Source organism: Flavobacterium sp. (genome assembly GCF_040402835.1).
Lineage (GTDB): Bacteria > Bacteroidota > Bacteroidia > Flavobacteriales > Flavobacteriaceae > Flavobacterium.
On sequence record NZ_JBBALW010000014.1, the window covers coordinates 39,523 to 54,836 of the forward strand.

16 protein-coding genes are annotated in these 15,314 nt (G+C 33.2%); 8 read left to right on the top strand and 8 right to left on the bottom strand.

The features are described 5' to 3' along the window. Positions 1–47: 47 nt before the first annotated feature. The 6 genes from AC9UEH_RS06420 to xrtF form a co-directional block, all read right to left on the bottom strand. A complete protein-coding gene (locus tag AC9UEH_RS06420) occupies positions 48–752 on the bottom strand; it encodes a DedA family protein (protein WP_509529768.1) in 705 nt (234 codons plus the stop codon). 133 nt (positions 753–885) lie between these two features. Next, positions 886–1,227 carry a heavy-metal-associated domain-containing protein gene (locus tag AC9UEH_RS06425; protein ID WP_509529770.1) on the bottom strand — a complete coding sequence of 114 codons (342 nt, stop codon included), beginning with the start codon at positions 1,225–1,227 and terminating at the stop codon, positions 886–888. Between the two features lie 98 nt (positions 1,228–1,325). After that, positions 1,326–3,338, bottom strand: coding sequence for a TonB-dependent receptor plug domain-containing protein (locus AC9UEH_RS06430; RefSeq protein ID WP_509529773.1), 2,013 nt, complete (start codon positions 3,336–3,338; stop codon positions 1,326–1,328). A gap of 71 nt (positions 3,339–3,409) precedes the next feature. Continuing rightward, positions 3,410–3,811, bottom strand: coding sequence for an HYC_CC_PP family protein (locus tag AC9UEH_RS06435; protein WP_509529776.1), 402 nt, complete (start codon positions 3,809–3,811; stop codon positions 3,410–3,412). A gap of 69 nt (positions 3,812–3,880) precedes the next feature. Continuing rightward, a complete protein-coding gene (locus AC9UEH_RS06440) occupies positions 3,881–4,327 on the bottom strand; it encodes an exosortase F system-associated membrane protein (protein WP_509529778.1) in 447 nt (148 codons plus the stop codon). After that, positions 4,308–4,859, bottom strand: a complete 552-nt coding sequence (xrtF, locus tag AC9UEH_RS06445; RefSeq protein ID WP_509529781.1) for an exosortase family protein XrtF — start codon at positions 4,857–4,859, stop codon at positions 4,308–4,310. Before xrtF ends, AC9UEH_RS06440 begins: the two co-directional genes overlap by 20 nt. Before the next feature lie 71 nt (positions 4,860–4,930). Between xrtF and AC9UEH_RS06450 the strand changes: the two genes are divergently transcribed. The 8 genes from AC9UEH_RS06450 to AC9UEH_RS06485 all read left to right on the top strand — a co-directional run bounded on the left by AC9UEH_RS06450 (position 4,931) and on the right by AC9UEH_RS06485 (position 12,367). After that, positions 4,931–5,386, top strand: coding sequence for an XrtF-associated fRMsr-like GAF protein (locus AC9UEH_RS06450; RefSeq protein ID WP_509529783.1), 456 nt, complete (start codon positions 4,931–4,933; stop codon positions 5,384–5,386). 115 nt (positions 5,387–5,501) lie between these two features. Then, a complete protein-coding gene (locus tag AC9UEH_RS06455) occupies positions 5,502–5,921 on the top strand; it encodes a DUF2452 domain-containing protein (RefSeq protein WP_509529786.1) in 420 nt (139 codons plus the stop codon). 81 nt (positions 5,922–6,002) lie between these two features. Then, entirely contained in the window at positions 6,003–6,728 is a 726-nt protein-coding gene (locus tag AC9UEH_RS06460; protein WP_509529789.1) for a YqjF family protein, read from the top strand. After that, positions 6,725–6,862 (top strand): DUF2256 domain-containing protein, encoded by a 138-nt coding sequence (locus AC9UEH_RS06465; RefSeq protein WP_509529792.1) that lies wholly within the window; start codon positions 6,725–6,727, stop codon positions 6,860–6,862. The genes AC9UEH_RS06460 and AC9UEH_RS06465 overlap by 4 nt, the downstream gene beginning before the upstream one ends. 1 nt (position 6,863) lies before the next feature. Continuing rightward, complete coding sequence (locus AC9UEH_RS06470) at positions 6,864–8,399, top strand: cryptochrome/photolyase family protein (protein ID WP_509529794.1); 1,536 nt, start codon at positions 6,864–6,866, stop codon at positions 8,397–8,399. Then, positions 8,399–9,688 (top strand): DASH family cryptochrome, encoded by a 1,290-nt coding sequence (locus AC9UEH_RS06475; RefSeq protein ID WP_509529797.1) that lies wholly within the window; start codon positions 8,399–8,401, stop codon positions 9,686–9,688. The genes AC9UEH_RS06470 and AC9UEH_RS06475 overlap by 1 nt, the downstream gene beginning before the upstream one ends. A gap of 100 nt (positions 9,689–9,788) precedes the next feature. Then, a complete protein-coding gene (rpsO, locus tag AC9UEH_RS06480) occupies positions 9,789–10,055 on the top strand; it encodes a 30S ribosomal protein S15 (RefSeq protein WP_509529799.1) in 267 nt (88 codons plus the stop codon). Between the two features lie 185 nt (positions 10,056–10,240). Beyond that, positions 10,241–12,367 (top strand): polyribonucleotide nucleotidyltransferase, encoded by a 2,127-nt coding sequence (locus AC9UEH_RS06485; protein ID WP_509529802.1) that lies wholly within the window; start codon positions 10,241–10,243, stop codon positions 12,365–12,367. An 87-nt stretch (positions 12,368–12,454) separates the two neighbouring features. Here the strand turns inward: AC9UEH_RS06485 and AC9UEH_RS06490 are convergent, their stop codons facing one another. Beyond that, positions 12,455–14,113 (bottom strand): dihydrolipoyl dehydrogenase family protein, encoded by a 1,659-nt coding sequence (locus AC9UEH_RS06490; RefSeq protein ID WP_509529804.1) that lies wholly within the window; start codon positions 14,111–14,113, stop codon positions 12,455–12,457. Positions 14,114–14,118: 5 nt separating this feature from the next. Beyond that, positions 14,119–15,117, bottom strand: a complete 999-nt coding sequence (pdhA, locus tag AC9UEH_RS06495; protein ID WP_509529807.1) for a pyruvate dehydrogenase (acetyl-transferring) E1 component subunit alpha — start codon at positions 15,115–15,117, stop codon at positions 14,119–14,121. Positions 15,118–15,314 lie beyond the last annotated feature (197 nt).

Consider the following 15,314-nt stretch of genomic DNA (forward strand, 5'->3'; position numbering starts at 1 on the left):
GAAAATTCAATGTGAATTTTCCGCCTTTTGCAACATCAAGAATGTAATTATTTAACTACCGTTTTCTTCAATAGTTTAAATAACACAGGCAATGTAGAAATAAGTACAATTCCGATTACAACGTATTCGATATGGTTTTTTAAGTCGATTCCGTTTTTTAAAAATATACCGTACAAATAATGCCCTGAAAATATCAATACAGAAGACCATAAGAAGGAACTTATAATATTGTAAAACATAAATTTCTTTTTATCCATAGTTACAATTCCGGCTATTATTGGTGCAAAAGTTCTAAAAATCGGCAAAAAACGTGCATAAATAATTGCTTTTCCACCATATCTTTCAAAAAAATCTTTAGACTGAACTAAGTATTTTTTCTTAAACCAAAAAGTATCTTCTTTCTTAAATAAGTAATAGCCGCTTTTTGAACCAAACCAATATCCAACCATATTTCCCAAAATTCCTGCAATAGCAACAAAGGAAACTAAGATTAAAACATTGATAAATTCACTATCGATATGTACAAATTGATCTACTAAACCCGGATGATAAACTCCGTTAACATCGGAACCAGAAGCATATATCCCTGACAAAAACAACAAACTATCGCCCGGTAAAAAGAAACCTGCAAAAAGTCCAGTTTCCGCAAAAACGATTAATAAGACAATGTAAAGTCCAATTTGGATGCCAGCAATTTGTAGCGTAATGTAAAATTCCGGATTTATTAATTGAGTCCAATCAAAAGTATTCATAGGTAAATAGGTTTCTAATTTGAGTTTTCTTTGCCTCTTTCAGCAACTATATCGGGCGTGAAAGTAACTAAAATTTAAATTAGACACAATTTATTAGTGTCATTTAAAAATTAATTAACGTGTCAATAGTATCTTATTTTCTCTCGTATTGGCAACATCCAGGTAATTTGTCATAGCTTTCCGTGATTGCTTTTACCTCATCAGTATCGTGTCCAACTTTTGCAATTGCTTTTTTAACCGCTAGGACCGATGTTTTTTCTTCGTTAAGAATCAAACTCAATTCGTGGGTTTCGATACTCCAATTTGCCGATTTAACTCCTGAAACTGAATAGGCTGCTTTTTGAATTCTATTCTGACACTGCTCACAATTGCCATTTACTTCGATAACATATTTGGCATTTTTATTCAACTTTTCTTGCGCTTGAATAGAGAATCCAGCGAAAAATACTACTACTACTAAGATTAATTTTTTCATAATTATTGTTGTTTTATCCTCATCCCAACCCTCCCCAAAGGGAAGGTAAACAAGATGGAAATGTGTTAGTAAATATTCTTTTTTTATTGTTAATGCTTTTATTTTATCTTAAATCGTAATCCTGCATAATACATTTGTCCAAATACTGGTGCGTATATTATTGAGGTATCAAAAGTAGTTCCAAAAGGATTATTACTACCTAAAATTGCTTTTTCTTGTTTGTAATTCCCAATGTTTTCACCTCCAACATATACTTCAAAGGTAGATGAAAATAATCGTGTAACTTGCATATTCATTACTGAAAATGATGGGGAATATTCGGGCAATCTATCAATCGTTGGGTTTGAAGCTGTATTTGGAAGCTTTTGTCTGCCTAACCAATTCAAAGTGTAATCAAATTTCCACTGTTTTCCTTTTTCAGTTAAATGCGTTTCATATCCTAAATTTCCAAAAATTCGATGTTTTGCTTGTAACGGTCTTTCTTGATTTCCAGATAAATAATCGGTTTGAATGTCATAATATTTATAGGCCGTTCTTAAATTAAAATGCTTTGCCAATTCGTAATTAAACTCTATTTGCAAGCTATTTGCAAATGACTTTCCATTCAAATTATAAAACAAAACCTGTTGTGGACTTTGGTATAAATCAACGATAACTTGGTTTTGAAAATCGGTTTTATAGAAATCAAATCCTACATCACCACTTCTATTTAAAAGTTTAAATCCCTGTGAAAAACTCAAACCGTAATTCCAAGCAATTTCGGGATTGAGTCCATAAATTTTACCACCAGTATTTAAAATTTCAAAGTTTCTTGAACTTCCAAAAAGCTGTTGATTTTCAGCAAAAATATTCGCACTTCGCTTTCCTCGACCAGCAGAAAATCGCAGAACTGCTTTTTCCCAAGGATTGTACCGAACGTGTAATCGTGGTGTTAAAAATGTTCCCAACCGGTTATGATTGTCAATTCTTCCGCCTAAAATAACACTGAAATTATTGATATTATCATAAGTATATTCAAAAAATACTCCCACAGAATTATCGGTTCTACTGTAATCTACAACATTTACAAATTCCTCATATTTATCGTATGTAAAATTCAAACCCGTGGCAAATTTATGCATCGTATTACCAATTATAGAATTCAAAATTAGGTTTGAATAATAGCTTTTTTGTTTGATATTGTATTGGTTCAAACCAAAATACGATTCCTGATTATGACTGTTAAATGCATTTTGAAAACCAATACTTTGATACGGCATATCTGGAAAAACATAACCTAATTTAGTTGAAATATCAAAGCGTTCGGTGTTGATTTCCGAACCCCAATAATTAGTAGTTAGCTTGTCTCGATTGGGATCAAAATTTAATTCTCCTGTTTGTTTTTTGTCATTCATATAACGGAAATTTATGAAACTAACCCAACCTTTTTGTGCATTTGTATATTGCCAACGATTCAAAATATTGATTTGCTTCGCCAATGGATTATCCAGAAAACCATCGTTATTCATATCATTTTTGGAAACTCGAGTATTTCCGTGAACGAACAAACTTGTCGCCCATTTATCAGCAATTTTTTTATTGAAATGCGTGTTCAATTCAAAGCGAGAATCTGAAGAACCATAAGCATTCAAGAAAAAAGGAATGTCTTTTATAGGCTTAATTAATTCCGTATTAATCTGTCCTGAAATACTTTCGTAGCCATTCACGACACTTCCTGCTCCTTTCGTAATTTGGATACTTTCAACCCAAGTCCCAGGTGTAAATGACAATCCATACGCTTGGGAAGCGCCACGAACAGAAGGAATATTTTCTTCGGTAATCATCAAATACGGACTCGTCAAACCAAGCATTTTGATTTGTTTTGTTCCTGTCAATGCATCCGAAAAATTCACATCAATAGATGGATTTGTTTCAAAACTTTCGGCCAAGTTACAGCAAGCGGCTTTTAATAATTCTTTGCTTGAAAGTATGGTAGTATTTGCTGTTAATTTTAATGATTTCTGTAAACTTTTTTGCGTGCTTTGAACTTTAATTTCTTTCAAAGTATCCTGAGAATAGAAATTAATCGAACAAAACAATAGCAATAATAGTATTGAAATTTGTTTTTTCATATTTATAATTTTATGTTTTTTAAATATTTAGAATCCACAACAATTGTGATTCAATTTACTAAAACATAAAATTAGGCGTAGAAAATATATTGGCTGAACAACTTAAAAAACGGTGGCGCATTGGCATCGCAAAAATAAGAAGTAATTGAATTTCTCTTGAAATTCGGGGTTGAAGTAATTAGAAATGGTTTCCAATCTTGATTTAAAAAAAAAATTTCAGAATTGAAAGTAAATACATTTAAGGTAGAAGTTTCAGATTTTTTTTGAAAACGAAATACTTTATCTTTACAACAATGAGACTTTTTCTCAACAATTCCACAGCAGTTTTTCTCAGTATTATTTGATGAAAATGCAGATTTTAAAGAAACAAAAGCAATTTCATTGCCACAATAATGTACATTAAATGCAAATCCTATGTTGGAAACCAACAATAAAACGGCAAGCAAACTACAAATATTTTTTTTGAAATTCATACTGCAAAGTTAGATGCATTTGATTGAAATAGAATTAATAAAAAGTTAAAAAGCATTTAAGAAAAAAAACTATTTGTTGGATTTAGATTGCAAATAAAAACCTGGAATAAATAACAATAAAAATAGTGGTTGAATTAAAAATCTTCGGATATAAAACAATGTCATTTTACTTTCTTCGCCATAAAAGGAAAGCACGAAAAGGAAAATGGCAATTAGAATTACAAAGAAAATAAGATACAAAACTGAGACAAATTTCACCAACCCAAAGTCTTTAAAAACAACATAAATTATAGTAATTGATACTGTAGTATTTAATAAATATCTAAATAATAATCCGAAAAATAAATTGAAATTATCCAATATTGGTAGAGGAAAATTAGTATAATCTGATTTGAAATATTCTAATAAAGGGTCGTAAAACAAGGTTTTTTCAAATATTCGAATCATCGCTAAAAAAGACACCAATACTATTATAAGTACTATTCTAAGTTTATGATTAAGCAGTTTTTTTAGCATAAAATGAAAATTTGTTAACCCAAATTACCCACAAAATAAATACAGTTCCATAAATCACCAAAGGAAATAAAATGTCGTGCAAAAGGGTGTTGGCTTCGGGAAAGTTATAAAATGCAATCATTAGAAGTGCAATTCTTGTAATATTTAGAATATGTATAATCAAACTTCCGCCAATTATATATAAAATTGTGTGCTTTAATTTTCCTGAAAAAGCAATAACAAAGGCTATGAAAAGTATTATTACACTTAAGGCATTACAGCCTTCAATGATTCTTGAGATGTATTTTCCATTGTAAAAAAACTTGTAACACGCTACCGTTGTGTGCAATTCTGAATGAGCATCACAATTAAAAAACAATAAAGTTTGTTCTACTTGTCCTGTAACTAATCTAGTAAAACCATCAACTTCGTGATTTTTCACATCAAATTGATTCAGATAATATTGATAGGCAAATGTCAAAACCAAATAAGTCAAGGCAAATTTTCCTAAGAAAAGTAAAAACGGTTTGTATTGAGACCAATATTTATTCAAAATTGTAATTTTTAACAAATTTACGTAAAAATAGACCACAACAATTAAATACTTTTGTAAAAATATAAATTATGACTTTTGAAGCTTTAAAACCTCTGGTAACTGAGCTCGTTTCTGACAAATTTGCATCTCGTGATGAGAAACTTAAACAAATTTGCGAACTGCTCGAACAGAATATATCCTATTATAATTGGGTTGGATTTTACTTTCGCAATGGCGAAAAAGAAGAATTACTACTTGGTCCTTATGTTGGCGCACCCACAGATCACAAGGTTATTCCTTTTGGAAAAGGAATTTGTGGGCAAGTGGCAGTTTCAAATCAAAATTTTGTAGTTCCTGATGTTGCAGCACAAGACAATTATATCGCGTGTAGTTTTACAGTAAAATCTGAAATTGTAGTTCCGTTATTTGTAAATGGAGAAAATATTGGTCAAATTGATATTGATTCTAATGTTTTAGATCCTTTTACAGCTGCTGACGAACGCTTTTTGGAATTTGTGAATAGCGAAATTGCAAAGTTATATTAAAACTTAACTAATCTATTTTGATGGTTAATTTTTTATATTAAAATGGGTTTCTAATATATCTTTCATACCTTTGTTTAATATTTATTTTAAAACATTAAACAAATTGAATTAAAAAATGAAAAAAGATAAGCCAGATAACGTAGTGTTTTCAGATGAAAAAGGATATAACTCAAATATTTTGCCTTATTCCACAAGCGTTGGAGCACCCGTTATTAAAATAGATGATGTTGTGGCTTGGAAAAGTAGAGGTATTCATAATGTGAATAAAGAATTCGAAAACAAGTTCAACGAACTCAAATTGCAATACCAAAAATTAATGGAAGAATACGAATGGAATGAGTTGGTGTACAACGCTAAATTTTCATTTGAACCCGTTATTGGCGAAATTTATCATTTGTATAACAGTATTGACGGCACTAATTTTTTATCCTTAATTTCTCCACAGGAATGGAACAAAGAACATGTAGCTAGTTTCAAGCTAAATAGTGATAAAAAATGGATATTGCTAAATCTAAAAGAGGGCATTTTTTCGTAGTAAAGATTTATTTTTAAATGAATTACGTTTACTAAACGAAAAAAATTAGTTGTATCGAATAACTTCAAATATTCAATTCTAATGGAAACATTTTTAAAAGCAAATTGGGAAAATATCATAATGGCCAATTACATAATTGAACCAGCAATTTTAACTCCATTTTTACCAAAAGGGGTTGTCTTGGATTTGTACAATGGAAAAGCCTATGTTAGTTTAGTAGGTTTTATGTTCAAAAAAACAAAGCTGTTTGATGTTCCTATTCCCTTTTTAGGAACTTTTGAGGAAATTAATCTGCGATTCTATGTTCAACGAAAAGAGGGCGAAATCATTAAGCGAGGGGTTGTATTTATAAATGAAACTATCCCTTATAGAATCGTTGCTTGGATGGCAAATAAACTATATAAAGAGCATTATACTGTAGTACCAACGCGGAATTTTATAGTCGAAAATCCCGACACCAAAAAAGTTAAATTTGAATGGTTATTGAATAAAAAGTGGAATAGTATTTATGTAGAAGCTTCGAACGAATCACAAAGTATGAAAAAGGATTCTCTAGAAAAATTCATATACGAACATTATTATGGCTATACCAAAATTGATGAAAACAAAACAGAAGAATATAAATTGCAGCATCCAAGTTGGAATGTTCATAAAGTCACAAATTATAGTATTGATTGCGATTTTGAAGCAATGTACGGAAAAGCATTCTCTGTTTTAAACGACACAAAACCCGATGCTGTTTTCATTGCCGAAGGCTCTTCTGTAAAAGTGGAATGGAAAAGAAACCGATTAAAATTTGATAAATGAAGGGTGTAAAAAAGCAAAATTTACCTAGCAAAATGTGTGTCGTTTGTCAAAAACCTTTCACTTGGCGCAAAAAATGGGAAAAGGTTTGGGAAGAAGTAAAATATTGTAGTGATAAATGTAGAATGAACAAATAAAATGAAAAAAACTTTAAGATTAATTCTAGGCGATCAATTGAACAGCAATCATTCTTGGTACGATACTATTAATGAATCAGTGATTTATGTGATAATGGAAATTCGCACCGAAACCGATTATGCCAAACATCATATCCAAAAAGTAGTCGGATTTTTTTTGGCAATGCGATCATTTTCTGAATTATTAAAATCAGCAAATCATAACGTGATTTATATTCGTATAAATGATGAAAATAATTTACAATCTTTCGAAAAAAATCTTGAAATTCTAATTTCAGAACACCAAATTACCCAATTTGAATACCAATTTCCTGATGAATACCGATTGGATAAAATCCTAAAAAACTTTTGCGAAAAACTGACTATAAAAAATTCGGTAGTAGATTCGGAACATTTTTATACCAGTCGAAATGAACTTGGAGATTTTTTCGAAGGCAAAAAAACATTTTTGATGGAAAGTTTCTATCGAAATATGCGAAAAAAGCACGATGTTTTAATGGAAAATGACAAGCCTTTAACTGGAAAATGGAATTATGATGGTGACAATCAAAAAAAATTACCCAAAAATCATAGGCCAATAGCGCCGTTGGTTTTCAATAATAATGTTTCGGAAATTTTAGCAGAAATTCACAAAACGGATATTAAAACTATTGGAACTATTGATGCTGAAAATTTTGTTTGGCCTATAAATAGAAAACAATCTTTAGAATTATTAGATTTTTTTGTAACCGAATGTTTGTCGTTATTTGGTTCTTATCAAGACGCGATGACCCCAAACGAATGGTCGCTGTATCATTCTCGAATTTCGTTTTCGATGAATATAAAAATGATTTCCCCACAAGAAGTTATAGAAAAAGCCATTGCCGAATGGAAAAAACGCCCCGAAGAAATCGAATACAATCAGTTAGAAGGTTTTGTTCGCCAAATAATTGGTTGGAGAGAATACATGCGAGGGATTTATTGGTTGAAAATGCCCGAATATGCCACGATGAATTTTTTTAATAATCAGGAGAAATTACCCGAATGGTTTTGGACTGGAAATACAAAAATGTTGTGTTTAAAAGATGCCATCAATCAATCTTTGAATTATGCTTATGCCCATCATATTCAGCGCTTAATGATTACTGGAAATTTTGCGCTTTTGGCTGGAGTTCATCCTGACGAATTGGATGCCTGGTATTTGGGGATATATATTGACGCTATAGAATGGGTCGAAATCACCAATACGCGTGGAATGAGCCAGTTTGCCGATGGTGGAATTGTGGGTACAAAACCTTATGTAAGTTCAGCTTCTTATATTGATAAAATGAGTCACTATTGTGGTTCTTGTTTTTATAAAAAAGCAATAAAAACAGGAGATAAGGCGTGTCCGTTTAACAGTTTGTATTGGAATTTTTATGATAAAAATGAAGATAAATTAGGAAGAAATCCAAGAATTGGAATGATGTACAATGTTTGGCGAAAAATGCAATCCGAACACAAAGCAGATTTATTAGCACAAGCGGATTATTATTTGAAAAACATAAATGATTTATAATGAAAACGGCATTAGTTTGGTTTAAAACCGATTTACGATTAACTGATAATGAAACACTTCTTAAGGCTATTTCTCAAAGCCAACTGCTAATTCCTGTATATTGTTTTGATGATTCTCATTTTGAAACTACTCAATATGGTTTCAAGAAAACGGGAAGTTTTAGAACTCAATTTCTTTTGGAATCGTTACAAGATTTAGATACTAATTTGCGGAAAATTGGCTCTGGATTGCTTATTGTAAAGGGGAAACCAGAAGTTGAAATTCCTAAAATTGTACGAAAATACAACGCAACTAAAGTTTTTGCTAAAAGAGAAGTTGCTTTTGAAGAAAAGAAAACCGAAAAATGGGTTCAAGATGAATTGTTTAAACTGCGTTGTGAACTAGAGACTTTTAGTACTAGCACCCTATATAATGCGGAAGATTTGCCGTTTTCGATAAAAGATATTCCTGATGTTTTTACTAATTTCAGAAAAAAAACAGAACAAGAAGCAACGGTTAAAAAAGCACTTCCTAGACCAACTGCTATAAATTCGCCAGAAATTCCAACGTTGATTTTGCCAACTTTGCAAGAACTAAATTTGGAATTTACGGAAATCGATTCCCGTGCAGCAATCCAATTTAAAGGAGGCGAAACGGAAGCAATCAAAAGATTAGAACATTATTTTTTTGAAACAAAATGCTTGTCTGTATATAAGGAAACCCGAAATGGAATGGTTGGTGCAAATTATTCTTCAAAATTTTCGGCTTGGTTGGCACTTGGATGTATTTCGCCACGCTATATTTATCAAGAAATACGTAAATACGAAAGTGAAAATGGCGCAAATGAATCTACCTACTGGCTAATTTTTGAATTATTATGGCGTGATTTTTTTCGGTTTATGTTCAAAAAACACCAAACCAAATTTTTCTTGTATTCTGGAATTAAAACCGAAAATAAGAATTCCAAATCATTGAACGAAAAACTACTCTCGCAATGGATTAATGGATCAACCCAATCTGATTTTATCAATGCGAATATGATTGAATTAAAGAAAACGGGTTTTATGAGCAATCGGGGACGCCAAAATGTTGCGAGCTATTTTTGCAACGAATTGAATATGGATTGGCGTTTTGGAGCAGCCTATTTTGAAGAATCACTAATCGATTATGACGTTTGTAGCAACTGGGGAAATTGGGCTTATTTGGCGGGTGTTGGAAATGATCCCAGAACCCATCGATATTTCAACATCGAAAAACAAGCCAATGATTACGATAAAAACAAGGCCTTTAGAAATTTATGGTTAAAATAATTTGTAATTCATAATTCATAATTCATAATTATTTTATACTTTTGCAACCGTCTTATAATAGCTGTAAGACATACATAACAATCATTTAAATAATATTAGCATGTATTTAACAAAAGAAGTTAAAGAAGAAATCTTCGCTAAACACGGAGAAGTTACAAACACTGGGAAATCAGAAGCGCAAATTGCCTTGTTTACTTTCAGAATTACACACTTAACGGAGCATTTGAAAAAAAATCGTCATGATTATAATACAGAGCGTTCATTAGTACTATTAGTAGGTAAAAGAAGAAGTTTGCTTGATTACTTGAAGAAAACTGAAATCAACAGATATCGTGAGATTATCAAAGTATTGAATATTAGAAAATAATCAATAAAAAAGAGGTGCACACGCGCCTCTTTTTGTTTTTAGCCCAGGGCAATAAGAAAATAAAAAAAGTTTGGTTTTTCATTGGATTTAAGCATTAACTACGCAATCCGCTTCGGCGGAAAAAACAACACAACAATTCTGTCGACAGGCAGGAAAACCAATGTTAAATTAAAAAAGGAAAATTTATGATTCCACAATTATTTGTAGAAAGTATCGATTTAGGTGATGGAAGAAACATCACAATCGAGACAGGACGTTTAGCGAAACAAGCTGACGGATCTGTAGTAGTAAGAATTGGTAAAACTGTAATCTTAGGAACAGTTGTATCATCAAGAAAAGCAAGTCCAGGTATCGATTTTTTACCGCTTACGGTAGATTATCGTGAAAAATTTGCAGCAGCAGGACGTTTTCCTGGAGGTTTCTTCAAAAGAGAAGCGCGTCCAAGTGACAACGAAGTGCTAACAATGAGATTAGTTGACCGTGTTTTACGTCCACTTTTCCCAAGTGATTATCACGCAGAAATTCAAGTTATGATTCAGTTAATGTCTCATGACGATGAGGTTATGCCAGATGCTTTAGCAGGATTAGCCGCTTCGGCAGCACTTGCTTTATCTGACATTCCATTCGAAACTTTAATTTCTGAAGCTAGAGTTGGAAGAATTGATGGAAAATTCATCATCAACCCAAGTCGTGCTCAATTAGAATTATCTGATATTGATATGATGATTGGTGCTTCAACAGATTCTATCGCAATGGTAGAAGGGGAAATGAAAGAAATTTCAGAAGCAGAAATGGTAGAAGCAATTAAATTTGCTCACGGACATATCAAAAACCAAATTGCAGCGCAAGAAAGATTAGCAAATGCTTTTGGAAAAAAAGAAGTTCGTACATACGAAACTGAAAAAACAGACGATGCTATTTATGCAAAAGTAAAAGTAGCAGCTTACGATAAAATATATGCTATTGCTAGTAAAGGTTCTTCTAAACAAGAGCGTACAGCAGCATTTGCAGAAGTTAAAGACGAAGTAAAAGCGTTGTTTACAGAAGAAGAATTGACAGAAAATGGCGATTTAGTTTCTAAATATTTCTACAAAGTCAACAAAGAAGCAGTTCGTAACGTAACCTTAGATTTAGGAACCCGTTTAGACGGAAGAAAAACTACAGAAATCAGACCAATCTGGTGTGAAGTAGATTATTTACCATCAGTTCACGGATCTGCATTGTTTACTCGTGGAGAAACACAAGCATTGGCAACAGCCACTTTAGGAACATCTAGAGAAGCAAACCAAATTGATTCCCCATCAGAACAAGGAGAAGAAAAATTCTACTTGCACTATAATTTTCCACCATTTTCTACAGGAGAAGCGCGTCCGTTGAGAGGAACTTCAAGAAGAGAAGTTGGTCACGGAAACTTGGCGCAAAGAGCGTTGAAAAATATGATTCCTGCTGATTGTCCTTATACTATTCGTGTGGTTTCTGAAGTATTAGAATCTAACGGTTCGTCTTCAATGGCTACTGTTTGTGCGGGTACATTATCATTAATGGATGCGGGTATTCAAATGATTCGTCCTGTTTCTGGAATTGCAATGGGATTAATTACAGACGGGGATCGTTTTGCAGTTTTATCTGATATTTTAGGTGATGAAGATCATTTAGGAGATATGGATTTCAAAGTAACTGGAACTTCAGAAGGAATTACAGCGTGTCAAATGGACATCAAAATTGACGGATTGAAATATGAAATTATGGAAGCGGCTTTGGCACAAGCCCGTGACGGTCGTTTGCATATTCTTAACATACTTACTGATACACTTGCATCTCCAAAAGCAGATGTTAAAGAGTATGCTCCAAAAATTATTACAAGAACTATTCCTGGTAACTTTATCGGAGCGTTGATTGGACCTGGAGGAAAAGTGATTCAAGAATTGCAAAAAACCACTGGAACAACTATCGTAATCAACGAAGTGAATGAGCAAGGAGTAATTGAAATTTTAGGAACTGATCCTGCTGGAATTGCAGCAGTATTAGCTAAAATTGAATCAATTACTTTCAAACCACAAATGAACGAATCTTACGAAGTGAAAGTAATCAAAATGCTTGATTTTGGTGCAGTTGTAGAATATACAGCAGTTCCTGGAAACGAAGTATTGCTTCACGTATCTGAGTTGGCTTGGGAACGTACAGAAAATGTTTCTGATGTAGTGAATATGGGCGATGTGTTTATGGTGAAATACTTAGGACTTGACCCAAAAACTAGAAAAGAAAAAGTGTCAAGAAAAGCACTTTTACCAAGACCTCCTAGAGAATCTTAAATCAACTAGACGAATTTAATTCGTATTAGTCACAAAAAAAGTCCCGTTTTGAATCTCAAAACGGGACTTTATATTTAATAGAATAAACTATGCTAACATCGTAACTGGGTTTTCTATGTATTGTTTTAATGTTTGTAAGAATTGTGCTCCAGTTGCACCATCAATAGTTCTGTGATCGCAAGCCAATGAAAGCATCATAGTGTTTCCAACAACAATTTGACCGTTTTTAACCACTGGTTTTTCAACAATTGCACCAACAGATAAAATTGCAGAATTTGGTTGGTTTATAATTGAATTAAATTCAGTTATACCAAACATTCCAAGATTAGAAATAGTAAACGTACTCCCTTCCATTTCAGAAGGTAATAATTTTTTGCTTTTAGCTCTTCCTGCAAGATCTCTTACGTTTCCGCCAATTTGAGACAAACTCATAGCATCTGTAAAAGGCAATACAGGAACGACTAATCCATCTTCAACAGCAACAGCAACCCCAATATTCACGTGATAGTTGATAAGAATTGAATCTTCTCTCCACTGAGAATTTATTTTTGGATGTTTTTTCAATGCCATTGCGCTTGCTTTTATCACCATGTCGTTGAATGATACTTTTGTATCTGGAACGCTGTTGATAATTGCTCTCGATTTCATTGCTTCGTCCATTGTAACCTCAATTACAAGGTTGTAATGCGGTGCTGTAAATAAAGATTCTGCCAAACGTTTTGCAATAATTTTGCGCATTTGAGAGTTCTTGATTTCTTCGGTAAGTTTTTCTCCCGCTGCTGCAAATGGTCTAGCGACTGCAACTTCAACATGTGGTTGAGCGTTTACATTCGGTTGTTCATTTTGACTAGTTGTATATGGTGTGAAATTCTCAACATCACTTTTTATGATACGACCATTTTCGCCAGAACCACTAACTTGTGATAGATTAATTCCTTTTTCTTCAGCAATTTTTTTAGCTAATGGAGAAACAAAAACTCTTTCGTTTGAAGATGCTGTTGGTTGTTCGTTGATGGTTGTTGGTTGTTGGTTGATGGTTGTTGGTTCTAAAACAGTGTTTTTTGCCTCTCCTACAACTCCCCCTTCGGGGGTTGGGGGGCTTAGTAAACCAGAAATATCAGTTCCTTCAGGTCCAATAATTGCTAATAATGAATCGCAAGGTGCGGTACCGCCTTCTGGGATTCCAATATATAATAATGTACCTGCATTGAAAGATTCAAATTCCATTGTGGCTTTGTCCGTTTCAATTTCTGCAAGAATATCTCCTTCGGAAACTTTATCTCCCACTTTTTTCAACCATGTCGCCACAGTTCCATCAGTCATGGTGTCACTCAAACGGGGCATAGTTACTACAACAACTCCTTTAGGAAGCCCCATCCCAGCCTTCCCCGAAGGGGAAGGAGCCAAAACGTGTGTATTATTTGCGTCTGAAATTTCAGTATGTTTTGCCTCTTCTACAACTCCCCCTTCGGGGGTTTGGGGGCTTAAGAAAGCGGTTATATCTTCTCCCTCTTTTCCAATAATTGCTAATAAAGAATCACAAGGAGCTGATTCTCCTTCGTTAATTCCAATATATAAAAGCGTACCAGAATTGAAAGATTCAAATTCCATTGTAGCTTTATCTGTTTCAATTTCTGCAAGAATATCGCCTTCCGAAACTTTATCGCCTACTTTTTTAAGCCAAGACGCAACGGTACCTTCCGTCATAGTATCGCTCAAGCGAGGCATTGTTATTACTGTTGCCATATCGATTAAAGTTTATGAGGGATAAATGGATAATTTTCTTGTTCGTAAACCACATCGTACAATTGTTGCACTTCTGGAAAAGGAGACGCTTCTGCAAATGCAACGCATTCTTCAACTAAGTCTTTTACTTTTTCATCAATAGCTTCAATTTCTTGTGCTGTAGCATATTTTTGGTCCATAATTACATCTAAAACTTGTGTAATTGGATCTATTTTTCTGTATTCCTCCACTTCTTCTTTGGTACGGTACAACTGTGCATCCGACATTGAATGTCCTCTATAACGATACGTTTTCATTTCTAAAAATGTTGGTCCATCACCACGACGTGCTCTTTCAATTGCCTCGTGCATTGCTTCGGCAACTTTCACAGGATTCATTCCGTCAACTGGTCCGCAAGGCATTTCATAACCCAAACCAAGTTTCCAAATATCAGTATGATTGGCAGTTCTTTCTACAGAAGTTCCCATTGCATATCCATTGTTTTCGACAATAAATACTACAGGAAGTTTCCATAACATTGCCATATTAAAAGCTTCGTGAAGGGAACCTTGACGCGCCGCACCATCACCAAAATAGGTCATTGTAACACCGCCAGTTTCAAAATATTTATCTGCAAAAGCAAGTCCTGCACCTACTGGAATTTGAGCTCCAACTATCCCGTGACCACCATAAAAACGATGTTCTCTAGAGAAAATGTGCATTGAACCGCCCATTCCTTTTGAAGTACCAGTAACTTTTCCTAACAATTCTGCCATAATTTTTCTGGGATCAACACCCATTCCAATTGGCTGAACATGATTTCTATAGGCAGTAATCATTTTGTCTTTTGTCAAATCCATAACGTGCAATGCACCTGCTAAAACAGCTTCTTGACCGTTATATAAATGTAGGAAACCTCTAACTTTTTGTTGAATGTAAAGGGCTGCTAATTTATCTTCAAATTTTCTCCAAAGTAGCATGTCTTCATACCACTTTAAATAAACTTCTTTTGTAACTTCTTTCATTTGAGTAGATTGTTTTTGTGTCTGAATATTCTTGACTATTTCTCAAAATAGTTTTCAAACATAAATTTTAGAATTGCAAAAATAATACATTCCCACTAAGAACTAAAATTTAATAGTATTTTTATTTTATAATTTAGTACTCCTTGATTAATAGTTGTTAAAAAAGTGATTTCTGTAATAAATTCTCGAATAATAAC

Coding starts and splice junctions, on each gene's coding strand:
- AC9UEH_RS06465 (WP_509529792.1), top strand. CDS start 6,725: ATGAAGGGTGTAAAAAAGCAAAATTTACCTAGCAAAATGTGTGTCGTT.
- AC9UEH_RS06440 (WP_509529778.1), bottom strand. CDS start 4,327: ATGCTAAAAAAACTGCTTAATCATAAACTTAGAATAGTACTTATAATA.
- AC9UEH_RS06470 (WP_509529794.1), top strand. CDS start 6,864: ATGAAAAAAACTTTAAGATTAATTCTAGGCGATCAATTGAACAGCAAT.
- AC9UEH_RS06455 (WP_509529786.1), top strand. CDS start 5,502: ATGAAAAAAGATAAGCCAGATAACGTAGTGTTTTCAGATGAAAAAGGA.
- AC9UEH_RS06430 (WP_509529773.1), bottom strand. CDS start 3,338: ATGAAAAAACAAATTTCAATACTATTATTGCTATTGTTTTGTTCGATT.
- AC9UEH_RS06475 (WP_509529797.1), top strand. CDS start 8,399: ATGAAAACGGCATTAGTTTGGTTTAAAACCGATTTACGATTAACTGAT.
- AC9UEH_RS06425 (WP_509529770.1), bottom strand. CDS start 1,227: ATGAAAAAATTAATCTTAGTAGTAGTAGTATTTTTCGCTGGATTCTCT.
- rpsO (WP_509529799.1), top strand. CDS start 9,789: ATGTATTTAACAAAAGAAGTTAAAGAAGAAATCTTCGCTAAACACGGA.
- AC9UEH_RS06420 (WP_509529768.1), bottom strand. CDS start 752: ATGAATACTTTTGATTGGACTCAATTAATAAATCCGGAATTTTACATT.
- AC9UEH_RS06485 (WP_509529802.1), top strand. CDS start 10,241: ATGATTCCACAATTATTTGTAGAAAGTATCGATTTAGGTGATGGAAGA.
- AC9UEH_RS06460 (WP_509529789.1), top strand. CDS start 6,003: ATGGAAACATTTTTAAAAGCAAATTGGGAAAATATCATAATGGCCAAT.
- AC9UEH_RS06450 (WP_509529783.1), top strand. CDS start 4,931: ATGACTTTTGAAGCTTTAAAACCTCTGGTAACTGAGCTCGTTTCTGAC.
- pdhA (WP_509529807.1), bottom strand. CDS start 15,117: ATGAAAGAAGTTACAAAAGAAGTTTATTTAAAGTGGTATGAAGACATG.
- AC9UEH_RS06490 (WP_509529804.1), bottom strand. CDS start 14,113: ATGGCAACAGTAATAACAATGCCTCGCTTGAGCGATACTATGACGGAA.
- AC9UEH_RS06435 (WP_509529776.1), bottom strand. CDS start 3,811: ATGAATTTCAAAAAAAATATTTGTAGTTTGCTTGCCGTTTTATTGTTG.